Raw genomic sequence first — 21,650 nt, 5'->3', positions numbered from 1 at the left:
CTATTACTTGAGCTTGTTGATTTCAGCTTTGTTCACTTAAAAAGAATCAACCAAAAAGCCGATTATTTGCCTAACGCTTCTTTGTAGTGCAAACGGCAAGCAGAAACATACTGATCATTCCCGCCAATAGCCACTTGGTCACCTTCAGCAATCGCCACACCGTGCTCGTCGGTACGGATTACCATATTAGCTTTACGGCCACAGTGACAAATGGTTTTAAGCTCAACCAGTTTATCTGCCCAAGATAATAAGTAACGGCTACCTTCAAACAGTTCACCCAAGAAATCAGTACGTAAACCGTAGCAAAGTACAGGGATATGCAGTTTATCGACCACTTCTGTTAACTGGTACACCTGCTCTTTCGACAAGAACTGACACTCATCAATCAAAACGCAATGACGCTTTTCTTCTTCATTGAGTTTTTGGATTGCGTCAAACATATTGGTGTCATTTTTAAAAAGTTGAGCTTCAGATTGCAAACCAATTCGAGAGCTAACTTTACCGATACCATAACGATCATCCAATGCAGCCGTGAAGATCACTGGCGTCATGCCACGCTCTTGGTAGTTGAATGAAGACTGAAGAAGCGTTGTTGATTTACCCGCATTCATTGCCGAGTAATAAAAATACATCTGAGCCACAGAAATATTCCTGTTAATTAAAAGTTGAAGATAAAAAGGTGAAATTAGAGAATTTTTGCTAGAAAAAAGGGCTGAAAATCAGCCCTTTTTATAATACTTACTTACGACGCCAAGTCGTACCTTCTGGACCATCTTCCAGAACAATACCCAACTCGTTTAGCTTGTCACGTGCAAGGTCGGCATTCGCCCAATCTTTCGAAGCACGAGAGTCGTTACGCAGTTTGATCAACGCTTCGATTTCAGCCACTTCGTCATCGTTGCCTGCCGCATCGCCTTGCAAGAAAGCCTCTGGATCTTGATGAAGAATACCGATGATGTCTGCTAGTTCACGCATCAATGCACCTAGTGCACTTGCTTTTTCGACACTTTCAGTTTTGATGCGGTTGATTTCACGAGCCATTTCAAACAGTACTGAATAAGCTTCTGGAGTGTTGAAATCATCGTTCATCGCTGTAGAGAAACGAGTCACGTACTCTTCACCACCAGCCGGAGCTGCTGTAACGTCTAGGCCACGAAGTGATGTGTAAAGACGCTCAAGTGATGCACGAGCTTGGTTTAGGTTATCTTCGCTGTAGTTCAGTTGGCTGCGGTAGTGACCAGACATTAGGAAGTAACGCACTGTTTCTGCATCGTAATGCTGAAGTACGTCACGGATAGTGAAGAAGTTACCCAGTGACTTAGACATTTTTTCTCTGTCTACCATCACCATGCCACTGTGCATCCAAGTATTCACATACTGTGTGCCGTGTGCGCAGCAAGATTGTGCGATTTCGTTCTCGTGATGCGGGAACTGTAGATCTGAACCACCACCGTGGATATCGAAGTGATTGCCAAGAATAGAAGAGTTCATCGCTGAACACTCGATGTGCCAACCCGGACGACCTGGACCCCATGGTGATTCCCACGTAGGTTCACCTGGCTTAGACATCTTCCAAAGAACGAAATCTAACGGGCTACGTTTTGCAGAATCAACATCAACACGAGCACCAGCTTGAAGCTGATCAAGGTCTTGCTTTGAAAGCTTACCGTATTCGTCAAATTTCTTAACTTCGAACATCACGTCGCCGTTGCTTGCAACATAAGCAAAACCACGCTCAATTAACTTTTCAACAAGCTCAACGATTTCAGTGATGAATTCAGTCGCACGAGGCTCTACATCTGGGCGTTTCATATTCAATGCATCGAAATCTGCATGCATTTCACCAATCAAGCGCTCAGTTAAAGAATCACAAGACTCGCCGTTTTCGTTAGCGCGTTTGATGATCTTGTCATCGATATCAGTAATGTTACGAACGAAGTTCAAATCGTAACCAAGGTAACGAAGGTAACGAGTTACTACGTCGAAAGAAACAAACGTGCGGCCATGACCAATGTGACAGAGATCGTATATGGTTACCCCACAGACATACATGCCGACTTTGCCAGCTGTAATTGGTTTGAATTCCTCTTTCTGTCTTGTGAGTGTGTTATAAATTTTCAGCATGATCTCTATCTATATTTGTGTATTAATCAAAATAAGAGGTCAAGTATATCAATTCATGCGTTATTAGGTAATCCCCCAAAGCAGTAATTACCTCAAACAACCAAGTTAAGTTAATGATTTGGTGATTTGAAAGTCCGCCAACATGCGCTAGAATTCGAACTTCATATTAAAAAGACAGTAAGGTAACAATCATGATCATCCTTCACACAAATTTTGGTGACATCAAAGTTCAACTTAACGAAGAAAAAGCACCAGAAACAAGCGCAAACTTCCTACAGTATTGCCGTGACGGTTTTTACGACAACACGCTATTCCACCGTGTTATCGATGGTTTCATGGTTCAAGGCGGCGGCATGACTTCTGGCCTTAAAGAAAAAACAACTCGTGCAACTATCAAGAACGAAGCAAACAACGGCCTAGCGAACAAAGTTGGTACGCTAGCAATGGCTCGTACTATGGAACCGCATTCAGCGAGCTCTCAGTTCTTCATCAACGTTAACGACAACTCTTTCCTAAACTTCCGTAGCGAAAGCCTAGACGGTTGGGGCTACTGTGTATTCGCAGAAGTTGTTGAAGGCATGGACATCGTAAACAAGATCAAAGGTGTTAGCACTGGTTCTATGGGTATGCACCAAGATGTACCTCTAGAAGAAGTGATCATCACTGGTACTACAATCGAAGCTTAATCACTTGCTTTCGGTTAGTATTAATAATTGATGAGCCGATAAAATCAGGATATAGGGAGCGAATCGCTCCCTTTTTTTAGACCTATGAAAACATATTTTATATCAGACCTGCACCTTACTCCGTCACGACAAGACATCACTGACTGCTTCTTAACCTTTATGAAGAAAGAAGCCGTAGAAGCGGATGCGCTTTACGTGTTAGGCGACCTTTTCGAATTCTGGATTGGTGACGACGATAAGAGTGAGTTCGCGACTTCTATCCGCCAAGCGTTTATCGACTTAGTGAAAACGGGCGTACCTTGCTACTTCACTCAAGGTAACCGCGACTTTTTAGTTGGTAAAAAATTTGCCAAGCAAACGGGCGTGCAACTTCTAGATGAAGTATCAACAATCGATATCTACGGACAAAAAGCGGTGGTGTTGCATGGTGATACCCTGTGTACCGAAGATGTAAAATACCTCGCCTTCCGTGAAAAAGTGCATCAACCCTGGCTGCAATGGGTCTTCAACAGAATTCCATTTTTCATCAAGAAGAAAATTGTCTCGAAGGTTCAATCTGACATCAAAGATGACAAGCAGACCAAATCCCTCGACATCATGGATGTGACACAACAGGAAGTGGAAGATGTGATGGAACGAAACAGCGTCGATCTTATGATCCACGGCCATACTCATCGCCCTGACATCCACACCTTTAACGTCAATGATTGCACTAAAACTCGTATCGTATTGGGTGATTGGTATACGCAAGGTTCAGTGCTGGTGTTCACTCCGCAAAGTTTTGAACTACAGAATCGAGAGTTTAGCAACCGCTTTTAACATCACTCTTAAACTTTCACTTTGATTATTATTATCGGTCAGACTTTCATAGAAAGTGTATGGTAATTTCTACTGAATTAGCTATTATCTCTCTACCAGAAATAAACCGAACACAGTACCAAGTTGAAATATTCATACGTAGCGCGTCAACCAATACTCGATACAGACAAGAAAACCATAGGTTACGAGTTGCTATTCAGGGATGGTCCTAAGAACACTTTCCCTGAAGTAGAGCCGGAGCTCGCTACTAGCCGTTTGCTTTCCGATCACTTTTTATCAACTCACTATAATACGTTGGGTGATAAATTGGGGTTCGTGAACTTCCCTTATGCAAGCCTAATCAACTTAGTCCCGACTCTGTTCCCCAAAGAAAGCCTCGTTGTTGAGGTTCTTGAAGACTGCGAACCAACAGACGAACTACTTGAAGCAATAAAAGCTATCTATGACGCGGGTTACACTATCGCGTTAGACGACTTTGTACCAAGCAAAGCATGGAAGCGCTTTTTACCGTACGCTTCAATTATCAAGTTTGATATCCGTTTGATCTCAATCGCGAAAGCTTCGATGTTCATGAACTCTCTCAAAGGGTTGGATATTAAGTTCCTCGCAGAAAAAGTCGAGACTTACGATGAATATCAAGAAGCAAATAGAGCAGGCTTCACCTACTTCCAAGGTTATTTCTTCAGCAAGCCGGAAATGATTCAAACTCGCGCTCTCAACCCTGCGTTTTTGACGATTGTTCAGCTGTTAAAAGAGATTGCGCACGACCCTATCGACTTTGGCGAAGTAGAACGTTTAATTACGCTAGATGTCACGCTGTCTTACAAGTTACTTGCCTACGTGAACTCCGCAGGCGGCTCAGCAACGACCATTCGTTCATTCCGCCAAGCACTTATTTTCCTTGGCGAGCAAAAGCTGCGTAAGTTCGTTTCACTGGTAGCGATTGCCTCAGCGAAAGAAGATAAGCCGGATTCACTCTATGGTTTAGCCGTGTTACGAGCACGTGAGTGTGAACTCTTAGTAGAAAAAATGAATGTAAAGGTAGAACCCGGACAAGCCTTTTTGACCGGTATGTTCTCTCTACTTGATTCACTCTTTGACCAACCGTTACAGCAAGTCTTGGACTCAGTACCAATCGATGAAGAGATCAAGCAAGCTCTGATTCAACGAAAAGGTGTGCTGGGTGCAATTTTGGCGATGGTTATCGCTTATGAGCAAGCTCGATGGGACGAAGCAACGCGCATCCGTAAACTTCTCAAGCTAAGTGAAGCGGAACTTGGTCAAGCTTACGATGAAGCGACTACTTGGGCTCAAGAGCTGTTATCACCTTCGTTGAAATAGTTCACTTCACATTGCTGCTTCAATAGAAACTAAGCTTTGGTGAGCGATCGTTTCTTGGTAAACTCCAACGCATTCATATATGGCCTCTTAATAGAGGCCATTTTTACAGGATCTGACTATGCCTTTATGCCCATGCGGTAGCAAAAATACTTACCAACAATGTTGCGAATCAGCACACCTTAACCACAGTGCAGTTGAAACACCCGAGCAATTAATGCGCTCACGTTATTCTGCACATGTACTTGGTTTAGTTGATTATGTGGTTGCTACTTACCACCCGACTTGTAATGCAGAAGCGCAGAGAGAAGGTATTGCTGAATCCATAGATAGTGATTGGGCGGGTTTAGAAGTCATCGGTACAGCCACAGGTTCACATGAGAATGAAGGCTTTGTTGAGTTTAAAGCTTACTTCAACGACGGGGCTGAGCAGTTCTGTATGCAAGAACGTTCTCGCTTTGTTCGTGAAGACGGTATTTGGTATTACATTGATGGCACCTTCCCTGAGCAAGAAGATGAACAAGAAGAACGATCAGAGCCAGAGATTGACCCGCGTCTAAACCAAACGGTTGAGAGTTTCAAAATCGGCCGCAATGACCCATGTATCTGTGGTAGTGGTAAGAAATATAAAAAGTGCTGTGGGTAACTCGTACATCTAGGAAGTCAGATTAAGAGAAGAGATTCCTGATGTCGCTTGGGCTCCTCGGAATGACAACGCCTAAAGGTGAAGAGATGTACTCAAGAATTGAACGCTAAAAAAGCCCTGTAAACATGTTTGTTTACGGGGCTTTTATTTGTCTTTTACGTGGTTCTATTAATCTAATGAGGGCTTACTTATGGCGCTCTTTTAGTTTATTTACCACGTCGTTCATCGATAAGCCTTGGTCTTGAAGAAGAACCATCAAGTGGTAAATCAAATCCGCAGATTCACACACTAACTCCGCCTTATCGCCCGACGTCGCCGCAAGCGCAACTTCAACGCCTTCTTCGCCCACTTTTTGCGAAATACGCTTGGTGCCACGGGCATATAGACTGGCAGTATAAGAAGACTCAGGGTCTGCGTCCTTGCGGGCAGCCAGTAGCTGCTCAAGCTGATGAAGCCACACCATCTGTGTTTCTTCTTGCTTATCGCCATCCCAACACGTTGTTGTACCTGTGTGGCACGTTGGGCCAATGGGATTAACCTTAACCAGCAAGGTATCGTTGTCACAATCCAATGACATGTTTTGCAGTTGCAATACGTTACCCGACGTTTCACCTTTGGTCCAAAGGCGCTCTTTAGTGCGAGAGAAAAACGTCACTTGGCCAGTTTCACCTGTTTTCTCGAGCGCTGCTGGGTTCATGTATCCCATCATCAGCACTTGGCTCGATTGGTAATCTTGAACAATAGCCGGCACTAAGCCATCTACTTTTTCCCAATCAATACGCTCTGACAATGCGCCTACTTCTGTTTTTGATAAGCTTACGGGTTCAAAACTCATAGTCGCACCTCTACATCTTGTTGTTTCAAATACTGTTTAAGTTCACCAATATTGATGACTTGCTTGTGGAATACCGAAGCCGCAAGTGCTCCGTCCACGTTGGTTTTTTTATAGGCTTCAGCAAAGTGCTCCATCGCACCAGCGCCACCTGATGCAATCAGGGGTACATTACACACTGAACGTACCATGTTTAACTGGTCGATATCATAGCCGTTGCGAACGCCATCTTGGTTCATCATGTTTAACACAATCTCACCTGCACCACGTTTCTGTACTTCCTGCACCCAATCTTTGGTTTCCCACTTGGTTGCTTTGGTACGCGCTTCATCGCCTGTGAATTGGTAAACCTGATATTTACCCGTCTCTTTATCGAAGTATGAATCGATACCGACAACGATACACTGCACGCCGAACTTATCAGCTAGGTCAGTGATCAGCTGTGGGTTAGCCAATGCAGGCGAGTTGATGGATACTTTATCTGCACCAAACTCAAGAATGCGCGCTGCATCTTCTGCTGACTTAATACCACCAGCCACACAGAAAGGGATATCAATCACTTCTGCTACGCGTTTCACCCAGCTCTTATCGACCACACGGCCATCACTTGATGCGGTAATATCGTAAAATACTAATTCATCAGCGCCCTCTTCTGCGTAGCGTTGTGCTAGCGGAACAATGTCACCAATAATTTCGTGGTTGCGGAATTGAACGCCCTTAACCACTTGCCCATCACGGACATCCAAACAGGGGATTATTCGCTTTGCCAACATGCAAATGCCTCCTCTGCTGTGAACTTTCCATCAAGCAGTGCGCGACCAACAATCACACCAGCAACACCGCTGCCTTTAAGCGCTTCAATATCAGCTAAGCTGCCAATGCCGCCCGATGATTGGAATTGTACTTGTGGGTACTGCTTACAAAGATCAACGTAAAGCTCTACGTTTGATCCTTCTAGCGTGCCATCACGTGAAATATCGGTACACAGAACGTGTTTAAGGCCAACCGTGAGGTAGTCTTCAATCAGCGCTTCAATCGTCACACCTGAATCTTCTTGCCAACCTGAAATCGCGACTTTACGTGTGCCGCTTTCGTCAATATTGATGTCCAGAGCCAGCACGATTTTTTCAGCGCCGTATTTCTCCATCCAACCTTTAACCAACTCAGGTTGCTTAACTGCCGTAGAACCAACCACAACGCGCTGTGCGCCAGCTTCTAGCAGATCAACGACATCTTGTTCGTTACGCACACCACCACCAATCTGGATGTTCGCAGGCGTGCTAGCAAGTAGCTTAGCGATCAAGTCCAACTGGCGAGCTGTTGTGTCTTTTGCACCCGTTAAGTCAACAAGGTGAAGCCAACCTGCGCCAGCTTGGTGATACAGATTGAACTGCTCTGCAGGGTCTACTTTGTATTCTGTTACTTGCCCGTAATCGCCTTGGAATAAGCGAACTACTTGGCCTTCAATTAAATCTAATGCGGGAATAATCATTTACATTCCTTATCTGGCAACGTTAGCCGCTGCCTAATCCTTATTACAATTCCAAGAAGTTCTGAATCAGCTTAGAGCCAGCTTTTGACGAACGCTCTGGGTGGAACTGAACACCATAATAGTTGCCACTTTGCACCGCCGCTGTGAACGGATTGCCGTAATCACATTGTGCGATGGTGTAGTCACCCACTGGCATTGCGAAGCTGTGTACAAAGTAGAAGTACTCGCCTTCTTCAATATCTTTGAATAGAGGGTGGTTAGGTGTCGCGGTAACTGTGTTCCAACCCATGTGTGGTAACGGTAAATCACCTGTTTCAAGTAAACGAACTTCACCATCACACAATCCTAAGCATTCAACTAACTCGTCAGCTTTTTGGCCTTTCTCTTGAGACAGTTTGCCTAACAGCTGCATACCTAAACAGATACCAAGCAAAGGCTTCTCTACTTGCTTCACAAGGGTAACAAGGTCACGCTCTTGCAGGTTCTTCATTGCCTCACTTGCTGTACCTACTCCTGGTAGGAATAGCTTGTCCGCAGCAAGAACAACTTTTGGTTCTTTCGAAATTTCAACTGCGTAGCCCAGACGTTCAATCGCAAACTTCACTGAGGAAACGTTGGCACAACCAGTATCAATAATAACGACTTTTTGATCTTTCATTGTTTTTTCCTTGCTAACGTTAGCCTTACAAAACGCCTTTGCTGCTTGGTAACTCATTACCTTCAACTTTGATTGCTTGACGAAGAGTACGGCCAAACGCTTTGAACAGGCTCTCAATAATGTGGTGATCATTATTGCCAGCTGAAGAAAGGTGCAATGTACAAGCCAGTGTATCGGTTAAAGAACGGAAGAAGTGAACCACCATCTCCGTAGAAAGGTCACCCACTTGCTCGCGGCTAAACTTAGCATCGAATTTCAGGTACGGACGACCAGAGAGATCTAACGCGCACTGAGCTAAACACTCATCCATAGGCAGGCTAAAACCGAAACGGCCGATACCACGTTTATCGCCTAATGCATCTTTAAGTGCTTGGCCTAAAGCGAGAGCGGTGTCTTCGATTGTGTGGTGATCATCAATGTGTAGGTCGCCCTTCACAGTCAGGTTCATTTGGAAACCGCCGTGTGTCGCGATTTGATCAAGCATGTGATCAAAGAAACCCATGCCAGTATCGATCTTGTTACCACCAGTTTCATCAAGGTTTACGGCTACCTTAATGTCAGTTTCTTTCGTTGTACGAACCACTTCAGCAACACGAGCATTAACCGTTAAATCTTTAACGATCTGTGGCCAGTTGAGTGTGCGTTCCGTTTCTGCATCCGGGCCGTATTGGATACCACGAATTGCCATGTTCTCAGCAAGTTGAAGATCCGTCATTCGATCGCCAATCACAACAGAGTGTTGGAAGTCGACTTTGCCGCCTTGTAGGTATTCTTTAACCATACCCAGTTTAGGCTTACGGCAAGAGCAGTTGTCTTCGTCAAAGTGAGGGCAAATAAGCACATCGTCAAACTTAACGCCTTGAGACTCAAAGAACTCCATCATCATATTGTGTGGAGCATCGAACTCTTCTTGTGGGTAGCTATCTGTGCCTAGACCATCTTGGTTAGTCACCATCACTAAACGGTAACCCGCATCTTGCAATGCCAGTAGGCTAGGGATCACTAGCGGTTCGAATTTTAGTTTGTCTAAACGGTCTACTTGAAAGTCGACTGGTGGCTCAACAATTAAGGTGCCATCACGGTCTATAAAAAGTATTTTCTGTTGTTTACTCACTTGAACTTCCTTTTAATTTTAAATCTGCTGGCCTAGCTAAAATCAAACGCTAACCCAAAATATTGGTTTCATTTGCCAGTCTGTTTTTAATCAACTCAGACTGACAAATGTTATTAATGGTAAGCCTTTCGTTACTGAAAAAAGTTACGAATGAATCCAAGTGTCTTTTCGCACTCTTCGCGGTTACCAATACTAATACGAACACAGTTTTCAATTGGCGAATTACGCAAGATGATGCCCGTGTCCCATGCCGCTTTAAACAACTCATCGCCGTTCGGGAATTTAACCAGCAGGTAGTTACCCCAACCATCAAATACCGTCACTTGAGGCATACCCAACAAACCAGCTTGCAAATACGCTCGGTTAGCACTTAAATCCAAAACTTGGAACTTCGCTCGCGCAAGCCCTTGTTCAGAAAGCGCTTGAACGGCAATATCAGCAACTGGAATTGGAACTGGGTAAGGCGCAATCACTTTCAACAGTACATCGATAAGCGCTTTGTTCGCCAGCGTAAAGCCACAACGTAAACCCGCCAGAGCAAAAGCTTTCGACAAGGTACGCAGAATCGCAAGGTTCGGGTATTGCTCAAGCAAGTCAACAGTTGACGCTTCTGGACAGAAATCGATATACGCTTCATCCATCACCACAATCGCTTTGTCTTGCGTCATTTCAAGCAGTTTGATGATGTCTTTGCGATCAACTAAGTTACCCGTTGGGTTGTTTGGGCTACAAACAAACACCACTTTTACGTTGTCGAGTTGCGCTTCAATCGCGGGAAGATCCAATTGCCATTCAGACGTCAGAGGCACAACTTTACGCTCAACACCAATCGTCTCGGCACTGATAGCATACATACCGTAAGTCGGAGGGCAGTACAGAATCGAATCTTCGTTCGGCTCGCAGAAAGCTCGAATCAAAAGTTCGATACCTTCGTCAGCGCCACGAGTGGTCAGCGTTTGCTCTGATTTCACGCCTGCATATTGAGCGTAAGCATCGATCAGCTCTTTAGGCTGGCACTCGCTGTAGCGATTAAGACGAGACAAGTTTAGGTTGTACTCGTTATCAAACGGAGACTCGTTAGCGTTTAGCCACACATCTCCGCTGCCACCAATGCGTCTTGCAGACAAGTAAGGTGTAAGAGCCTGAACTTGTTTTCTTGCTAACTTTTCCATGCCCTACCCTTATTTCGCTTTATTTAACTGTTCAAATCGATTTAATTTTTCAACTCGGATAGTCACAGCACGTTTGTGCGCATCCAAACCTTCGGCTTCCGCCATTGTGACTACCGTTGGCGCTAGGCCTTTCAAGCCATCAGCAGTTAACTCTTGTACCGTCATACGCTTAGAGAAATCAGCCAAACCTAGACTTGAATAGGTTTTGGTATAGCCGTAAGTAGGAAGAACGTGGTTTGTACCTGATGCGTAGTCACCTGCAGATTCTGGAGACCAGTCACCCAAGAAGATTGAACCTGCATTGTCTAGCAACGGCAGTAATTCACGCGGGTTCTTGGTCTGAACAATCAAGTGCTCTGGACCGTAGAAGTTAGAAATCGCAATCGCTTGAGTGATCGATTCAGCAATGATGATTAGGCTTGAAGCCAATGCTTGCTGAGCGATGTTCGCACGAGACAGTTCTTTCAGTTGCTTCTGAACCGCATCGGTTACTTGGTCGGCAATCACTGGCGATGGTGTTACTAATACAACCTGTGAATCTGGGCCATGTTCTGCTTGGCTCAGTAGATCAGCAGCAATGAAGTCAGCATCCGCAGTTTCGTCTGCAATCACCATCACCTCCGATGGGCCTGCTGGCATATCAATCGCAGAACCACGGAAGTCGTTACTCACTTGGCGCTTAGCTTCCGTTACGTACGCATTACCAGGACCGAAAATTTTATCTACTTTAGAGACACTCTCCGTACCGTAAGCCATGGCAGCAACAGCTTGACCACCACCGACATTGTAAACCTCATCGATTTTACAAAGATTAGCTACATACAAGATTTCATCTGCGATTGGCGGAGGTGAACAAAGCACAACCTTGCGGCAACCCGCGATTTGAGCGGGTACACCTAACATAAGAACCGTTGACGGAAGTGGCGCGCTGCCACCCGGAATATAGAGTCCAACAGTATTAATAGCGCGTGTCACTTGCTCACACACAACGCCTGGCTGTGTTTCAACCTTAATTGGCTGCGGCTTCTGAGCTTCGTGAAACTTAGCAATATTGCTATAAGCTTGTTCTAACGCTTGCTTCATTTCTGGTGTTAAACGAGCACATGCCTCTTCAATCTCAGTCGAGCTGACTCGAATGGATTCTGGAGTCACACGATCGAACTTTTCAGTCAGTTCTTTAAGTGCGGCATCGCCTTCATTTCGTACTTTTGCAATAACATCAGAAACAGTCGCTGTGATGTTTGCACCTTCAGTAATAGCTGGACGCTCTAGTACCGAGTCTTGCTGTGATTCACTTAAAGATTGCCAAACAACGGTTCTCATCGTCACTACCCCATCATTTTTTCGATTGGTAATACTAGAATCGAGCTTGCACCCAACTCCTTCAGCTGTTCCATAGTTTCCCAGAACAAGTTCTCAGTACTTACTAGGTGAACGGCAACTTTGTCTTTGTCTGTAGATAGAGGAAGAACAGTAGGATCTTCAGCTCCAGGTAATAGCGCTTTGATTTGCTCTAGCTGAGACGTTGGCGCGTGAAGCATGATGTACTTAGACTCTTTCGCTTGTTGAACACCCTGCATACGAGTCAGTAGTTTTTCAATCAATGCTATTTTGTCTGCATCAAATTCGCCAGTGCGTTGAATCAGAGTTGCTTTAGATTGGAAGATAACTTCCGTTTCTTTCAGGCCGTTCGCTTCTAGCGTAGCGCCTGTAGAAACCAAATCTGCGATAGCGTCAGCTAGACCTGCACGAGGAGCAACTTCAACCGAACCTGTTAGCATACAAGTGCTGAATTCAACACCCTGCTCGTCCATGTAGGCTTTAAGTAGTTGTGGGTAGGTTGTCGCAATACGTTTACCCGCAAGATCTTGTGGGCCGTTGTATTCTTGATCTTTGTTGATAGCGATAGAAAGTCGGCAACCACCGAAATCTAAGCGGCGTAGAGTGCTGAATTGCGATGGCTCGTTTAGAGCGATACGGTCTAGGCGAACTTCTTCTAGTTCATTCTCGCCAATGAAACCTAGGTCAACTACACCGTCCATGATAAGACCTGGGATGTCATCATCACGAACCAGTAACAAGTCGATTGGCATATTTAGTGAATGAACAACTAACTGCTCACCCATGATGTTAAATTTAACACCACATTTTTTAAGTAGATCTTGGCACTCTTTACTTAAGCGACCTTTCTTTTGAATTGCGATTCTTAGGCGTTGTGTCTGCATTGCTGTATCCCTGTGCAAATATTTGAATTTATTGATTATTTAAAAGTGCTAAAACTAAAAAACCCTCGGAAGACTTTGTCGTCCCGAGGGTTTAAATCTAAATTCTTTGACTTAACCTCCGGGAGAATTCTTGCTCCCGGGTATACGTAAATCTCCCCGAAAGACTAGATAGGGTGATGATGGTGATGAATGTTCATTACTAATTTACGCATACTTATCGGCTCTTAGGTTGTTTGCTGTCTTGTATCCACACTAACTAAGCTGACACCCTTTTTCAACCATTTATTCGAACTTTTTTCACGAAATTTAAAATTAAATTAACGAGCACAAAAAAAGGGAGGCAAACGCCTCCCTTTTCATTATTCAATCAAGTGATGATTAGCTTTTGCACGTCGACATTTTACAACGTGAGAAATAAGCCAATGCAAAACATACTGCCACAAACGTTAGAGACGCTGCGCCGAACGCGATGCCAGTTGATGATGTCATACCTAGAGTGATGAAGCCGATACACGATACGAACGCCACAGACAGCGCATAAGGAAGCTGAGTCGATACGTGGTCAATGTGGTTACAACGAGCACCGGTAGAAGACAGAATCGTTGTGTCTGAGATTGGAGAACAGTGGTCACCAAATACAGAACCAGCAAGAACCGCACTTAACATAGGCAGAATTAGCGCGATGTCAGAGGCTGCAGCCATGTCACCCGCGATAGGTAGCATGATACCGAACGTACCCCATGATGTACCTGTCGAGAACGCCATTAGGCCAGCAAGAAGGAACAAAATAACGGGTAGCCAGTGGTAATCAATATTGCCAGTTGCTAGAGATGATAGGTACGAACCTGTTTTCATGTCACCGATGACAGAACCGATAGTCCAAGCGAACACAAGAATCAGGATAGCGCCAAACATAGAGCTAGCACCGATCCACATTGTTCTTGCGATATCAGACATTGGTAGCTTTTGCTTAAACACTGTCGCTAGCGCAACAAGCAGACCTAGAACGCCACCATAAACAAGAGACTTACCTACATCTGTATTTTCGAACGCACCAAGCAGGTTAAATGCTTGACCGTCAGCAGTCAGCGCTTGGCCGCCTGTGTAAAGCATAGCAGCAACTGTTGCTACGATTAGCGATACGATTGGCATAACAAGATCAGAGACAGAACCGTTTTCGCTCTCTTGAATGTCTAGCTCTTCGTTTAGATCGTGAGCTTGCTTTTGATCGTTGTCGCCTTCAAAGCCACGGCCTTGAGAGGCTTCAATCTCATGTTCACGCATCTTACCAACGTCTAGACCGAACCATGCAACGGCAAATACCATTAATAGTGCGAACACAGCGTAGAAGTTCATTGGGATAAGACGAACGTAAGCACCCAGTGCAGAATACTCAGTCACACCGTGTGTCACTAAGATGCCACCAATAATAGTGATGATGTAAGCACCCCAACTAGAAGCCGGCATAATCACACACATTGGAGCAGCGGTAGAATCTAGAATATAAGCTAGCTTAGCGCGAGATACGTAGAAGCGGTCTGTTACAGGACGAGAGATAGCACCTACCGCTAAGCTGTTGAAGTAATCATCGACAAAGATGAATACGCCTAAGAAGGCAGCAAGTAGTTTTGAACCACGTTTGCTCTTCACACGAGACTGTGCCCACTCAGCGAATGCGCGAGTACCACCAGATAGTGTGAGTAATGCAGTTGTCATTCCGAGAATAATTAGGAATGCGATGATGCTCATGTTCCAAGTGTTAATGCCACCATCTTCGATGAAAACACCAGATGCTTTAGTGAACACGTAACTAGCTGCGTTACCTACTGAGTAGTCAGCAAGTAGAATCGCACCCATAACGATACCAACACCCAAGGAAACCAATACACGGCGGGTAACAATAGCTAGAGTCAATGCAACCAAAGGAGGAAGCAGCGATAAAGGCGATGTTGCAAAATCTATTAAATTCATGATCTTCAAAAACCAGTTTTTTATTTGGCTAGAGATCTACTGCAGACAAACTTGATACAGTTTATCAAGCTCATGTTGAACTAAGCGAAAGGGAAGTGAACACTTCACCCAACCCTACAGTAGCGCTCCATAGTTTAAAATTAAGACTATGGCAGTGTTGTACCTATTGAGCACAACCCCAGCAAATTGTTTAGATATACAATTTACTTCGGCAATTACACCTTTCATTCCCGTTCATTGGCATCACCCCAACGAAAACTACTTTTTATAATTGCGCCTCTACGTGCGATAACATTATTAACTGTGTAAACCAGAGTTTAACAACAAATTAACCAAAGCATCGCATCAGGTAGCCGCAATTGTACCCATCAAGAGCAACAATGCAACATATCATTCCGACAAAAATGTCTTTTTGTTAATGAACTAATCAATAAAAAAATAGTCTACATATAGCAATTACTCCACCAGTCACATATCGATTTTTAAGATAATCTTAATAATTATTATAAATTCATCAAAAGTGAGTCGTTTCTTTTTCAACTATTCATCTCACTTTTATATTTAAATAACCAATACAAGAAATACTATTTGTTTTATTCCTAGGCACTGTTTATTATTAGGAGGATTATTTAGTTTACCTTGATGGGAAATATCATGTCTGAATTAACAAAAACACTATTAAATATCCGCAGCCTTCGTGCGTTCTCACGTGAATTAACTCTTGAGCAACTTGAAGAAGCGCTAGACAAGCTGACTATTGTTGTACAAGAGCGTCAAGAGTCTGAAGCTGAAGAACGCGCTGCTAAAGCAGAGCAAGAAGCTAAGCTTTCTGCTATTGCTGAACAAATTGCAAAAGACGGAATTGATGTTGCAGATCTTATTGCTGCACTTTCTGGTGAAGCAAAATCTAAAACAACTAAAGCTAAACGTGCTCCTCGTCCAGCGAAATACAAATACGTAGACGCAAACGGCGACGAGAAAACTTGGACAGGTCAAGGCCGTACGCCTTCAGCTATCCAAGAACAACTAGATGCTGGTAAATCTCTAGAAGAGTTTGCTCTTTAAGGCATCGTGTCTGCTAAGTGAATAATCAATAAAACACTAAGCAATAGAATTAATATTAAGTCGACTAAAGTATTATTTACGGCTTCAATATATTCAGAAACAAAAAAGGCTCCTTTCGGAGCCTTTTTTTATATTTCACTATTAGAAATATAAATGAAAAAGATAAAAATATCTTATCTTTCCCAGTATGCTTCTTCTAGACTGTCTTCTCTTTCAGGAAGGCCGCGAGACAAGCGAGGAGAGTGCTGAACCAACACTTCATAACTTGCACGGTTTGAATATTTACAAACTTGTGAGAAAGATGAATACGTTAAAAATGCATGTTGGTGCTTGCTAGAATTCGGTACATTTTCTTTATGATATTTATTTGCTGCCATATCATGTAATAAAGCCGACAGCGCCGCATCCCCTGCACCATTGGTATTCTTGATCTTTTCTGGACCACCCATGTAAGGCGCGATATGCGAATAGATTTTCGTTGGGTTGTCACATAACTCTTTATGTGCAGGACGGCTAAACTCATAGCGGTTAAATTCTGCAATCGAGCCTGGTAACAACGGCAATGAAGTTTCACGCTTCACCGCGTCTTCAGTATAACCCGCCATGAATAAGCCAACAGGGCCTGCCGTACATAGAACTAAGTCTACCCACTCTAGTGCTTTGTCTGAAGCAGCAAGCGGATCGCTTTCTCCTGTTAAGGCTTCAGCTTCGTCTTCATTCATTGCAACAACGGTGACGTGCTGTTCAAGAAAATCTTTCCAGAACTCTGGATCATCTTGAATAACAAACTTAGTACCAAGAGTTAAAACAACAGGCACATCGTATTTCTTCGCGTATTCGATAGCTTTCATTGTTGCTTCAGGCATAGGGTCACCTGGTTTACAACGAACTAAATACGCCGTTAATACTAAAGCAGAAGCACTTTTGAAAATTTTCTCAGGGATGCTTTCTGGTTTTAATTGGTTCATTTGTCCTTCGCTAATTGCGAAAGTACGTTCACCATCTTCTGTAATTAATGCAAAGCAGCGACCAATTGCGCCATCTACCCCTTGTAAATGGTTCAGATCCATTCTGCTTGATGTATTACATAAATAGCGGTAACCGTAACTACCAATTTTAATATCTTGGCTCATTACACCCAATAGCGTTGAACGGTCATCCGCAAGTACTGAATAGTTGTGTAATGTATTACCAATAGTGCCACCAGCGTATTCATTGGTGATCAGGCACTGTTCTTTTAATTCTTGATACAAGGATTCAGCAGCTTCATCACCAATTACCAGTGAGTGTCCCTTACTTAGCCCGTATTTTTCGATTAGCTCAGAACTCACTTTCGCTTCAATATCCACCAAAGTTTGGTCAATACCGATAATATGAGTACGTGACATTCTTTTGCTAGTTTGAGCTTGGCTTACTAAAGGATCACGAGCGTGAACCGGAAAATAGTGCTTTGATTTACGTTGTCCAGGGAATTTCATAAGGCTAGTCTAAGTCAAGGGGAAATAGGTGGCGGATTCTACCGCGCTATATTTAACGCGGCAATCTTTCAAACTATAGCAAACGTTTGCTAGGGTATTTTTTTATTCGCCTTCCATAAAGCTTAAGTCAGGTAGCATACCCAAATGCTCGGCGTAACGTTTTTGATTAAACTCAGCGCCGTTTTTCATTACATCAAATACTTCAATAGCCAGTGCACATGCCATAGCCGCAATCGCCTCTTCACGAGGAGTACCTGTCATCATTAAACGCATCAGCGTCTCTTTCACTTTTACAGGTTGGCCATCTTCAAGTTGGTTCTCGATAATCTCGATCAACTGTTCTTCTTGCATAAACTCATTTTGTTCAGACATTTTTTATCTCAGGTCTTGGATTTCGAGCGACTATGCCACATATAGATCTGACATCCTAGCGAGTCTCCTCGCGTTCATGCGATTATCTAACGAAGTCAGCGCAATATTTGTGCAAATGAAACTGTGATTCCGGTCTCGGATCTGTCGCGGTGTTTCTCTTTCTGTTAGAATCTGCGACCAAGTAATAGTAACGGTGTTTAGACATGTCAGATATCAGCTCTGGAAACAGCGAAAAGAAAGTAATTGTCGGTATGTCCGGCGGTGTAGATTCGTCAGTATCGGCGTATCTTCTTCAGCAACAAGGCTATCAGGTAGAAGGCCTTTTCATGAAAAACTGGGAAGAAGACGATAACGAAGAATACTGCACGGCAGCTGAAGACCTTGCTGATGCTCAAGCGGTATGTGACAAGTTAGGTATCCACCTTCACACTATCAACTTTGCAGCAGAGTACTGGGATAATGTATTCGAGTACTTTCTTGAAGAATACAAAGCGGGTCGTACACCGAACCCAGATATCCTTTGTAACAAAGAAATTAAATTCAAGGCATTCTTAGAGTTTGCGGATGAAGTATTAGACGCAGACTACATTGCGATGGGTCACTATGTTCGTCGTACTTTCCCAACTCAAGAAGAGCTAGACGCTGGCGTGAAACCAGAAATGCTACGTGGCCTAGACGGCAACAAAGACCAAAGCTATTTCTTATACACGCTAAGTTCAGATCAAGTGGCACGCAGCCTATTCCCTGTGGGTGAATTAGAGAAGCCTGAAGTGCGCCGTATTGCTGAAGAGCAAGACTTGATCACTGCGAAGAAAAAAGACTCTACCGGTATCTGCTTTATCGGTGAGCGTAAGTTCACTGAGTTCTTAGGCAAATACCTACCTGCTCAACCGGGTAATATCGAGACGCCAGACGGTCAAGTTATTGGTCAGCACCAAGGCTTGATGTACCACACTTTGGGTCAACGTAAAGGTCTTCATATTGGCGGCACTAAAGGTGGCGGCGGTAACGAAGAACCATGGTTTGTTGGTGAAAAAGATCTTAAGCGTAATGTTCTGATCGCGGTTCAAGGTAAAGACCACCCGCTTCTTAAATCAGAAGGCTTGTTCGCATCTCAGCTTCATTGGGTTAATCGCACACCAATTACTGGAGTTATGACATGCACGGTAAAAACACGTTACCGTCAAACCGATATTCCTTGTACAATCATCCCAATTGACGATGATAACATTAAGGTTATCTTCGATGAGCCGCAAATCGCTGTAACGCCAGGCCAGTCGGCTGTGTTCTACCAAGATGAAGTCTGTCTTGGTGGTGGTATCATCGAAAAACGCATCTAATCTAATCGAACGAACAACAAACGATAGAAAACAACTAGGAGTTACTACGTGGCTAATACACTTTATGACCGTACTATTGCTTTCGCTGGAATTTGCCAAGCTGTGGCTTTGGTTCAACAAGTAGCGAAAGACGGCCGTTGTGATAAAGATGCCTTCGAAGCTTCACTCAATGCCATTTTAAATACTAACCCAGCGAACACTGTGGGTGTATTTGGCCGTGAGGCGAACCTAAAGCTAGGCCTTGAATGCTTAGTAAAAGGTATCGACAGTACTCCTGCTGGTAGCGACATTACTCGCTACATCATCAGCTTGATGGCGCTTGAACGTAAACTATCTGCTCGCAATGACTCTATGTCACAGCTTGGTGATCGTATTCAAACTGCAGAGCGTCAAACTGAGCACTTCGATCTGTTTGACGAGCAAATGATCAGCAACCTTGCGAGCATCTACTTAGATGTAGTGAGCCCTATTGGCCCTCGTATTCAGGTTTCTGGTACGCCAGCAGTACTTCAACAGACATCGAGCCAACACAAGGTTCGTGCTCTGCTGCTATCAGGAATTCGAAGCGCTGTGTTATGGCGTCAAGTTGGCGGCAAACGTCGCCACCTTATCTTCGGTCGCAAAAAAATGATCGAGCAGGCTCAAATCCTGCTAGCTCGCATGTAATTTATTAGCTCGCGCCTCGTCGCGAGCTTGTTTTTTGTACCAACACAATTCTCACGCAAACGATTGCGCAATATGCGTGACAATTGAGATTGTTACTGGTATAAACCTCTCAAAATTTAGAAAACTCAATTCAGGAGAACACCATGGAACTGTCAGCATTGACTGCTGTTTCACCAGTAGACGGCCGTTACGGAAGCAAGACTGTTGCATTACGCAGCATCTTTAGTGAGTTTGGCCTACTAAAGTACCGCTCTATCGTTGAAGTTCGTTGGTTACAAAAGCTTGCAGCTACAGATGCAATCAAAGAAGTACCAGCGTTCAGTGCAGAAGCTAACCAGTTTCTTGATGAACTAGCTGCTAACTTCAGTGAAGAAGATGCTCTACGTATCAAAGAGATCGAGCGCACGACTAACCACGACGTTAAAGCGGTTGAGTACTTCTTGAAAGAGAAAGTTGCTGGCGTTCCTGAACTTCACGCTGTAAACGAATTTATTCACTTTGCATGTACTTCTGAAGACATCAACAACACCTCTCACGCGCTTATGCTTAAAGAAGCTCGTGATACCGTGATTCTTCCAGAAATCCGTAACGTAATTGAAGCTATCAAAGCGCTTGCGAACGAGTACCGTGACATTCCATTACTGTCTCGTACACACGGTCAGCCTGCTTCTCCTTCTACTATGGGTAAAGAGATGGCTAACGTTGCATACCGTATGGAACGTCAATACAAGCAAATCGAAAACGTTGAGATCCTAGCGAAAATCAACGGTGCTGTAGGTAACTACAACGCACACCTTTCTGCATACCCAGAAGTTGAATGGCACCAGTTCAGCGAAGAGTTCATCACTGAATCTCTTGGCGTAACTTGGAACCCGTACACAACTCAAATCGAACCTCACGATTACATCGCTGAGCTATTTGATGCTGTTGCTCGTTTCAATACTATCCTTCTTGACTTCGACCGTGACGTTTGGGGCTACATCGCTCTTGGTCACTTCAAGCAGAAGACTATTGCTGGCGAAATCGGTTCTTCTACAATGCCGCATAAAGTTAACCCAATTGACTTCGAAAACTCTGAAGGCAACCTTGGTCTAGCGAACGCAGTATTTAGCCACCTAGCACAAAAACTTCCAGTTTCTCGCTGGCAGCGTGACCTTACTGACTCTACAGTTCTTCGTAACTTAGGTGTGGGTGTTGGCTACGCAATCATTGCATACACTTCGACTCTGAAAGGTATTAGCAAGCTAGAAGTTAACCGTGCTGCGCTACTTGCTGAACTAGACAAAAACTGGGAAGTATTGGCTGAACCAGTACAAACAGTAATGCGTCGTTACGGCATCGAGAAGCCATACGAGAAGCTAAAAGAGCTAACTCGTGGTAAACGTGTAGATGGCGAAGGCATGCGTGCATTCATCGATGGTCTTGAAATCCCTGCAGACGAGAAAGTACGTCTAAAAGAGATGACGCCAGCGAACTACATCGGTCAAGCAATCGAGCTAACTGACAAGCTGTAAAATTCGAAGTTCGAATCACAGAATAGACTAAGGCTTCCCATGTGGAAGCCTTTTTGTTGCGTAGAACAAATGTCTCGAACAGTAGTCCCTAAGTAAACAACAGTCGTCAATCAAACCTGACTTGTCCTACTCACCTCC

21 protein-coding genes, 1 riboswitch and 1 other annotated feature are annotated in these 21,650 nt (G+C 44.1%); of the genes, 8 read left to right on the top strand and 13 right to left on the bottom strand.

What is annotated here, in order from left to right:
• Positions 1–62: 62 nt before the first annotated feature.
• Together DUN60_RS04025 and cysS are read right to left on the bottom strand one after the other, a co-directional pair.
• Positions 63–641, bottom strand: coding sequence for a thymidine kinase (locus tag DUN60_RS04025; protein WP_004734584.1), 579 nt, complete (start codon positions 639–641; stop codon positions 63–65).
• 97 nt (positions 642–738) lie between these two features.
• On the bottom strand, positions 739–2,124 hold the full coding sequence (gene cysS / locus DUN60_RS04020; protein ID WP_004734583.1) for a cysteine--tRNA ligase: 1,386 nt from the start codon (positions 2,122–2,124) through the stop codon (positions 739–741).
• Between the two features lie 191 nt (positions 2,125–2,315).
• Here cysS and DUN60_RS04015 point away from each other — a divergent pair, with 191 nt between their 5' ends.
• The 4 genes from DUN60_RS04015 to DUN60_RS04000 all read left to right on the top strand — a co-directional run bounded on the left by DUN60_RS04015 (position 2,316) and on the right by DUN60_RS04000 (position 5,613).
• On the top strand, positions 2,316–2,810 hold the full coding sequence (locus DUN60_RS04015; RefSeq protein ID WP_004734582.1) for a peptidylprolyl isomerase: 495 nt from the start codon (positions 2,316–2,318) through the stop codon (positions 2,808–2,810).
• An 84-nt stretch (positions 2,811–2,894) separates the two neighbouring features.
• Positions 2,895–3,629 carry a UDP-2,3-diacylglucosamine diphosphatase gene (lpxH, locus tag DUN60_RS04010; RefSeq protein ID WP_017078987.1) on the top strand — a complete coding sequence of 245 codons (735 nt, stop codon included), beginning with the start codon at positions 2,895–2,897 and terminating at the stop codon, positions 3,627–3,629.
• Positions 3,630–3,752: 123 nt separating this feature from the next.
• Positions 3,753–4,970, top strand: coding sequence for an EAL and HDOD domain-containing protein (locus tag DUN60_RS04005; protein WP_114633230.1), 1,218 nt, complete (start codon positions 3,753–3,755; stop codon positions 4,968–4,970).
• Positions 4,971–5,088: 118 nt separating this feature from the next.
• Positions 5,089–5,613 carry a YchJ family protein gene (locus DUN60_RS04000; RefSeq protein WP_114633229.1) on the top strand — a complete coding sequence of 175 codons (525 nt, stop codon included), beginning with the start codon at positions 5,089–5,091 and terminating at the stop codon, positions 5,611–5,613.
• Positions 5,614–5,797: 184 nt separating this feature from the next.
• On the opposite strand, the gene hisIE is transcribed toward DUN60_RS04000, so the two are convergent.
• From hisIE to DUN60_RS03955, 9 genes are all read right to left on the bottom strand, one after another.
• Positions 5,798–6,448: a bifunctional phosphoribosyl-AMP cyclohydrolase/phosphoribosyl-ATP diphosphatase HisIE gene (gene hisIE / locus DUN60_RS03995; RefSeq protein ID WP_004734578.1), complete on the bottom strand. Its 651-nt coding sequence runs from the start codon at positions 6,446–6,448 to the stop codon at positions 5,798–5,800.
• Positions 6,445–7,218 (bottom strand): imidazole glycerol phosphate synthase subunit HisF, encoded by a 774-nt coding sequence (hisF, locus tag DUN60_RS03990; RefSeq protein ID WP_004734577.1) that lies wholly within the window; start codon positions 7,216–7,218, stop codon positions 6,445–6,447. The genes hisIE and hisF overlap by 4 nt, the downstream gene beginning before the upstream one ends.
• Positions 7,200–7,937, bottom strand: a complete 738-nt coding sequence (gene hisA, locus DUN60_RS03985; RefSeq protein WP_012604374.1) for a 1-(5-phosphoribosyl)-5-[(5-phosphoribosylamino)methylideneamino]imidazole-4-carboxamide isomerase — start codon at positions 7,935–7,937, stop codon at positions 7,200–7,202. The genes hisF and hisA overlap by 19 nt, the downstream gene beginning before the upstream one ends.
• A 43-nt stretch (positions 7,938–7,980) precedes the next feature.
• Positions 7,981–8,595 (bottom strand): imidazole glycerol phosphate synthase subunit HisH, encoded by a 615-nt coding sequence (gene hisH, locus DUN60_RS03980; protein WP_114633228.1) that lies wholly within the window; start codon positions 8,593–8,595, stop codon positions 7,981–7,983.
• A 25-nt stretch (positions 8,596–8,620) separates the two neighbouring features.
• Entirely contained in the window at positions 8,621–9,709 is a 1,089-nt protein-coding gene (gene hisB / locus DUN60_RS03975) for a bifunctional histidinol-phosphatase/imidazoleglycerol-phosphate dehydratase HisB (protein WP_114633227.1), read from the bottom strand.
• 131 nt (positions 9,710–9,840) lie between these two features.
• Positions 9,841–10,881: a histidinol-phosphate transaminase gene (gene hisC, locus DUN60_RS03970; protein ID WP_017108410.1), complete on the bottom strand. Its 1,041-nt coding sequence runs from the start codon at positions 10,879–10,881 to the stop codon at positions 9,841–9,843.
• 9 nt (positions 10,882–10,890) lie between these two features.
• Positions 10,891–12,210 carry a histidinol dehydrogenase gene (gene hisD, locus DUN60_RS03965; protein WP_017094422.1) on the bottom strand — a complete coding sequence of 440 codons (1,320 nt, stop codon included), beginning with the start codon at positions 12,208–12,210 and terminating at the stop codon, positions 10,891–10,893.
• Entirely contained in the window at positions 12,210–13,106 is an 897-nt protein-coding gene (hisG, locus tag DUN60_RS03960) for an ATP phosphoribosyltransferase (protein ID WP_065205548.1), read from the bottom strand. Before hisG ends, hisD begins: the two co-directional genes overlap by 1 nt.
• A gap of 53 nt (positions 13,107–13,159) precedes the next feature.
• Positions 13,160–13,295 (bottom strand) — a sequence feature (His leader region).
• A gap of 189 nt (positions 13,296–13,484) precedes the next feature.
• Entirely contained in the window at positions 13,485–15,077 is a 1,593-nt protein-coding gene (locus tag DUN60_RS03955; protein WP_102557357.1) for a Na+/H+ antiporter NhaC family protein, read from the bottom strand.
• A gap of 112 nt (positions 15,078–15,189) precedes the next feature.
• Positions 15,190–15,367, bottom strand: a riboswitch (Lysine riboswitch).
• A gap of 364 nt (positions 15,368–15,731) precedes the next feature.
• Between DUN60_RS03955 and DUN60_RS03950 the strand changes: the two genes are divergently transcribed.
• On the top strand, positions 15,732–16,142 hold the full coding sequence (locus DUN60_RS03950) for an H-NS family histone-like protein (protein WP_004734569.1): 411 nt from the start codon (positions 15,732–15,734) through the stop codon (positions 16,140–16,142).
• A gap of 173 nt (positions 16,143–16,315) precedes the next feature.
• On the opposite strand, the gene DUN60_RS03945 is transcribed toward DUN60_RS03950, so the two are convergent.
• Both DUN60_RS03945 and DUN60_RS03940 read right to left on the bottom strand, forming a co-directional pair.
• Positions 16,316–17,620 carry an inosine/guanosine kinase gene (locus DUN60_RS03945; protein ID WP_004734568.1) on the bottom strand — a complete coding sequence of 435 codons (1,305 nt, stop codon included), beginning with the start codon at positions 17,618–17,620 and terminating at the stop codon, positions 16,316–16,318.
• Between the two features lie 102 nt (positions 17,621–17,722).
• Positions 17,723–17,992 (bottom strand): hypothetical protein, encoded by a 270-nt coding sequence (locus tag DUN60_RS03940; protein ID WP_004734567.1) that lies wholly within the window; start codon positions 17,990–17,992, stop codon positions 17,723–17,725.
• A gap of 203 nt (positions 17,993–18,195) precedes the next feature.
• On the opposite strand from DUN60_RS03940, the gene mnmA reads away from it, so the two are divergent.
• From mnmA to purB, 3 genes are all read left to right on the top strand, one after another.
• On the top strand, positions 18,196–19,332 hold the full coding sequence (gene mnmA / locus DUN60_RS03935; RefSeq protein ID WP_114633226.1) for a tRNA 2-thiouridine(34) synthase MnmA: 1,137 nt from the start codon (positions 18,196–18,198) through the stop codon (positions 19,330–19,332).
• A gap of 48 nt (positions 19,333–19,380) precedes the next feature.
• Positions 19,381–19,998 (top strand): high frequency lysogenization protein HflD, encoded by a 618-nt coding sequence (gene hflD, locus DUN60_RS03930; RefSeq protein WP_004734565.1) that lies wholly within the window; start codon positions 19,381–19,383, stop codon positions 19,996–19,998.
• Between the two features lie 143 nt (positions 19,999–20,141).
• Positions 20,142–21,512 carry an adenylosuccinate lyase gene (gene purB, locus DUN60_RS03925; protein ID WP_114633225.1) on the top strand — a complete coding sequence of 457 codons (1,371 nt, stop codon included), beginning with the start codon at positions 20,142–20,144 and terminating at the stop codon, positions 21,510–21,512.
• Positions 21,513–21,650: the final 138 nt, after the last annotated feature.

The sequence above is a fragment of the Vibrio splendidus genome (assembly GCF_003345295.1).
In the GTDB taxonomy this organism is placed as follows: Bacteria; Pseudomonadota; Gammaproteobacteria; order Enterobacterales; family Vibrionaceae; genus Vibrio; species Vibrio splendidus_K.
This window is presented reverse-complemented; position numbering and strand designations above follow the sequence as displayed.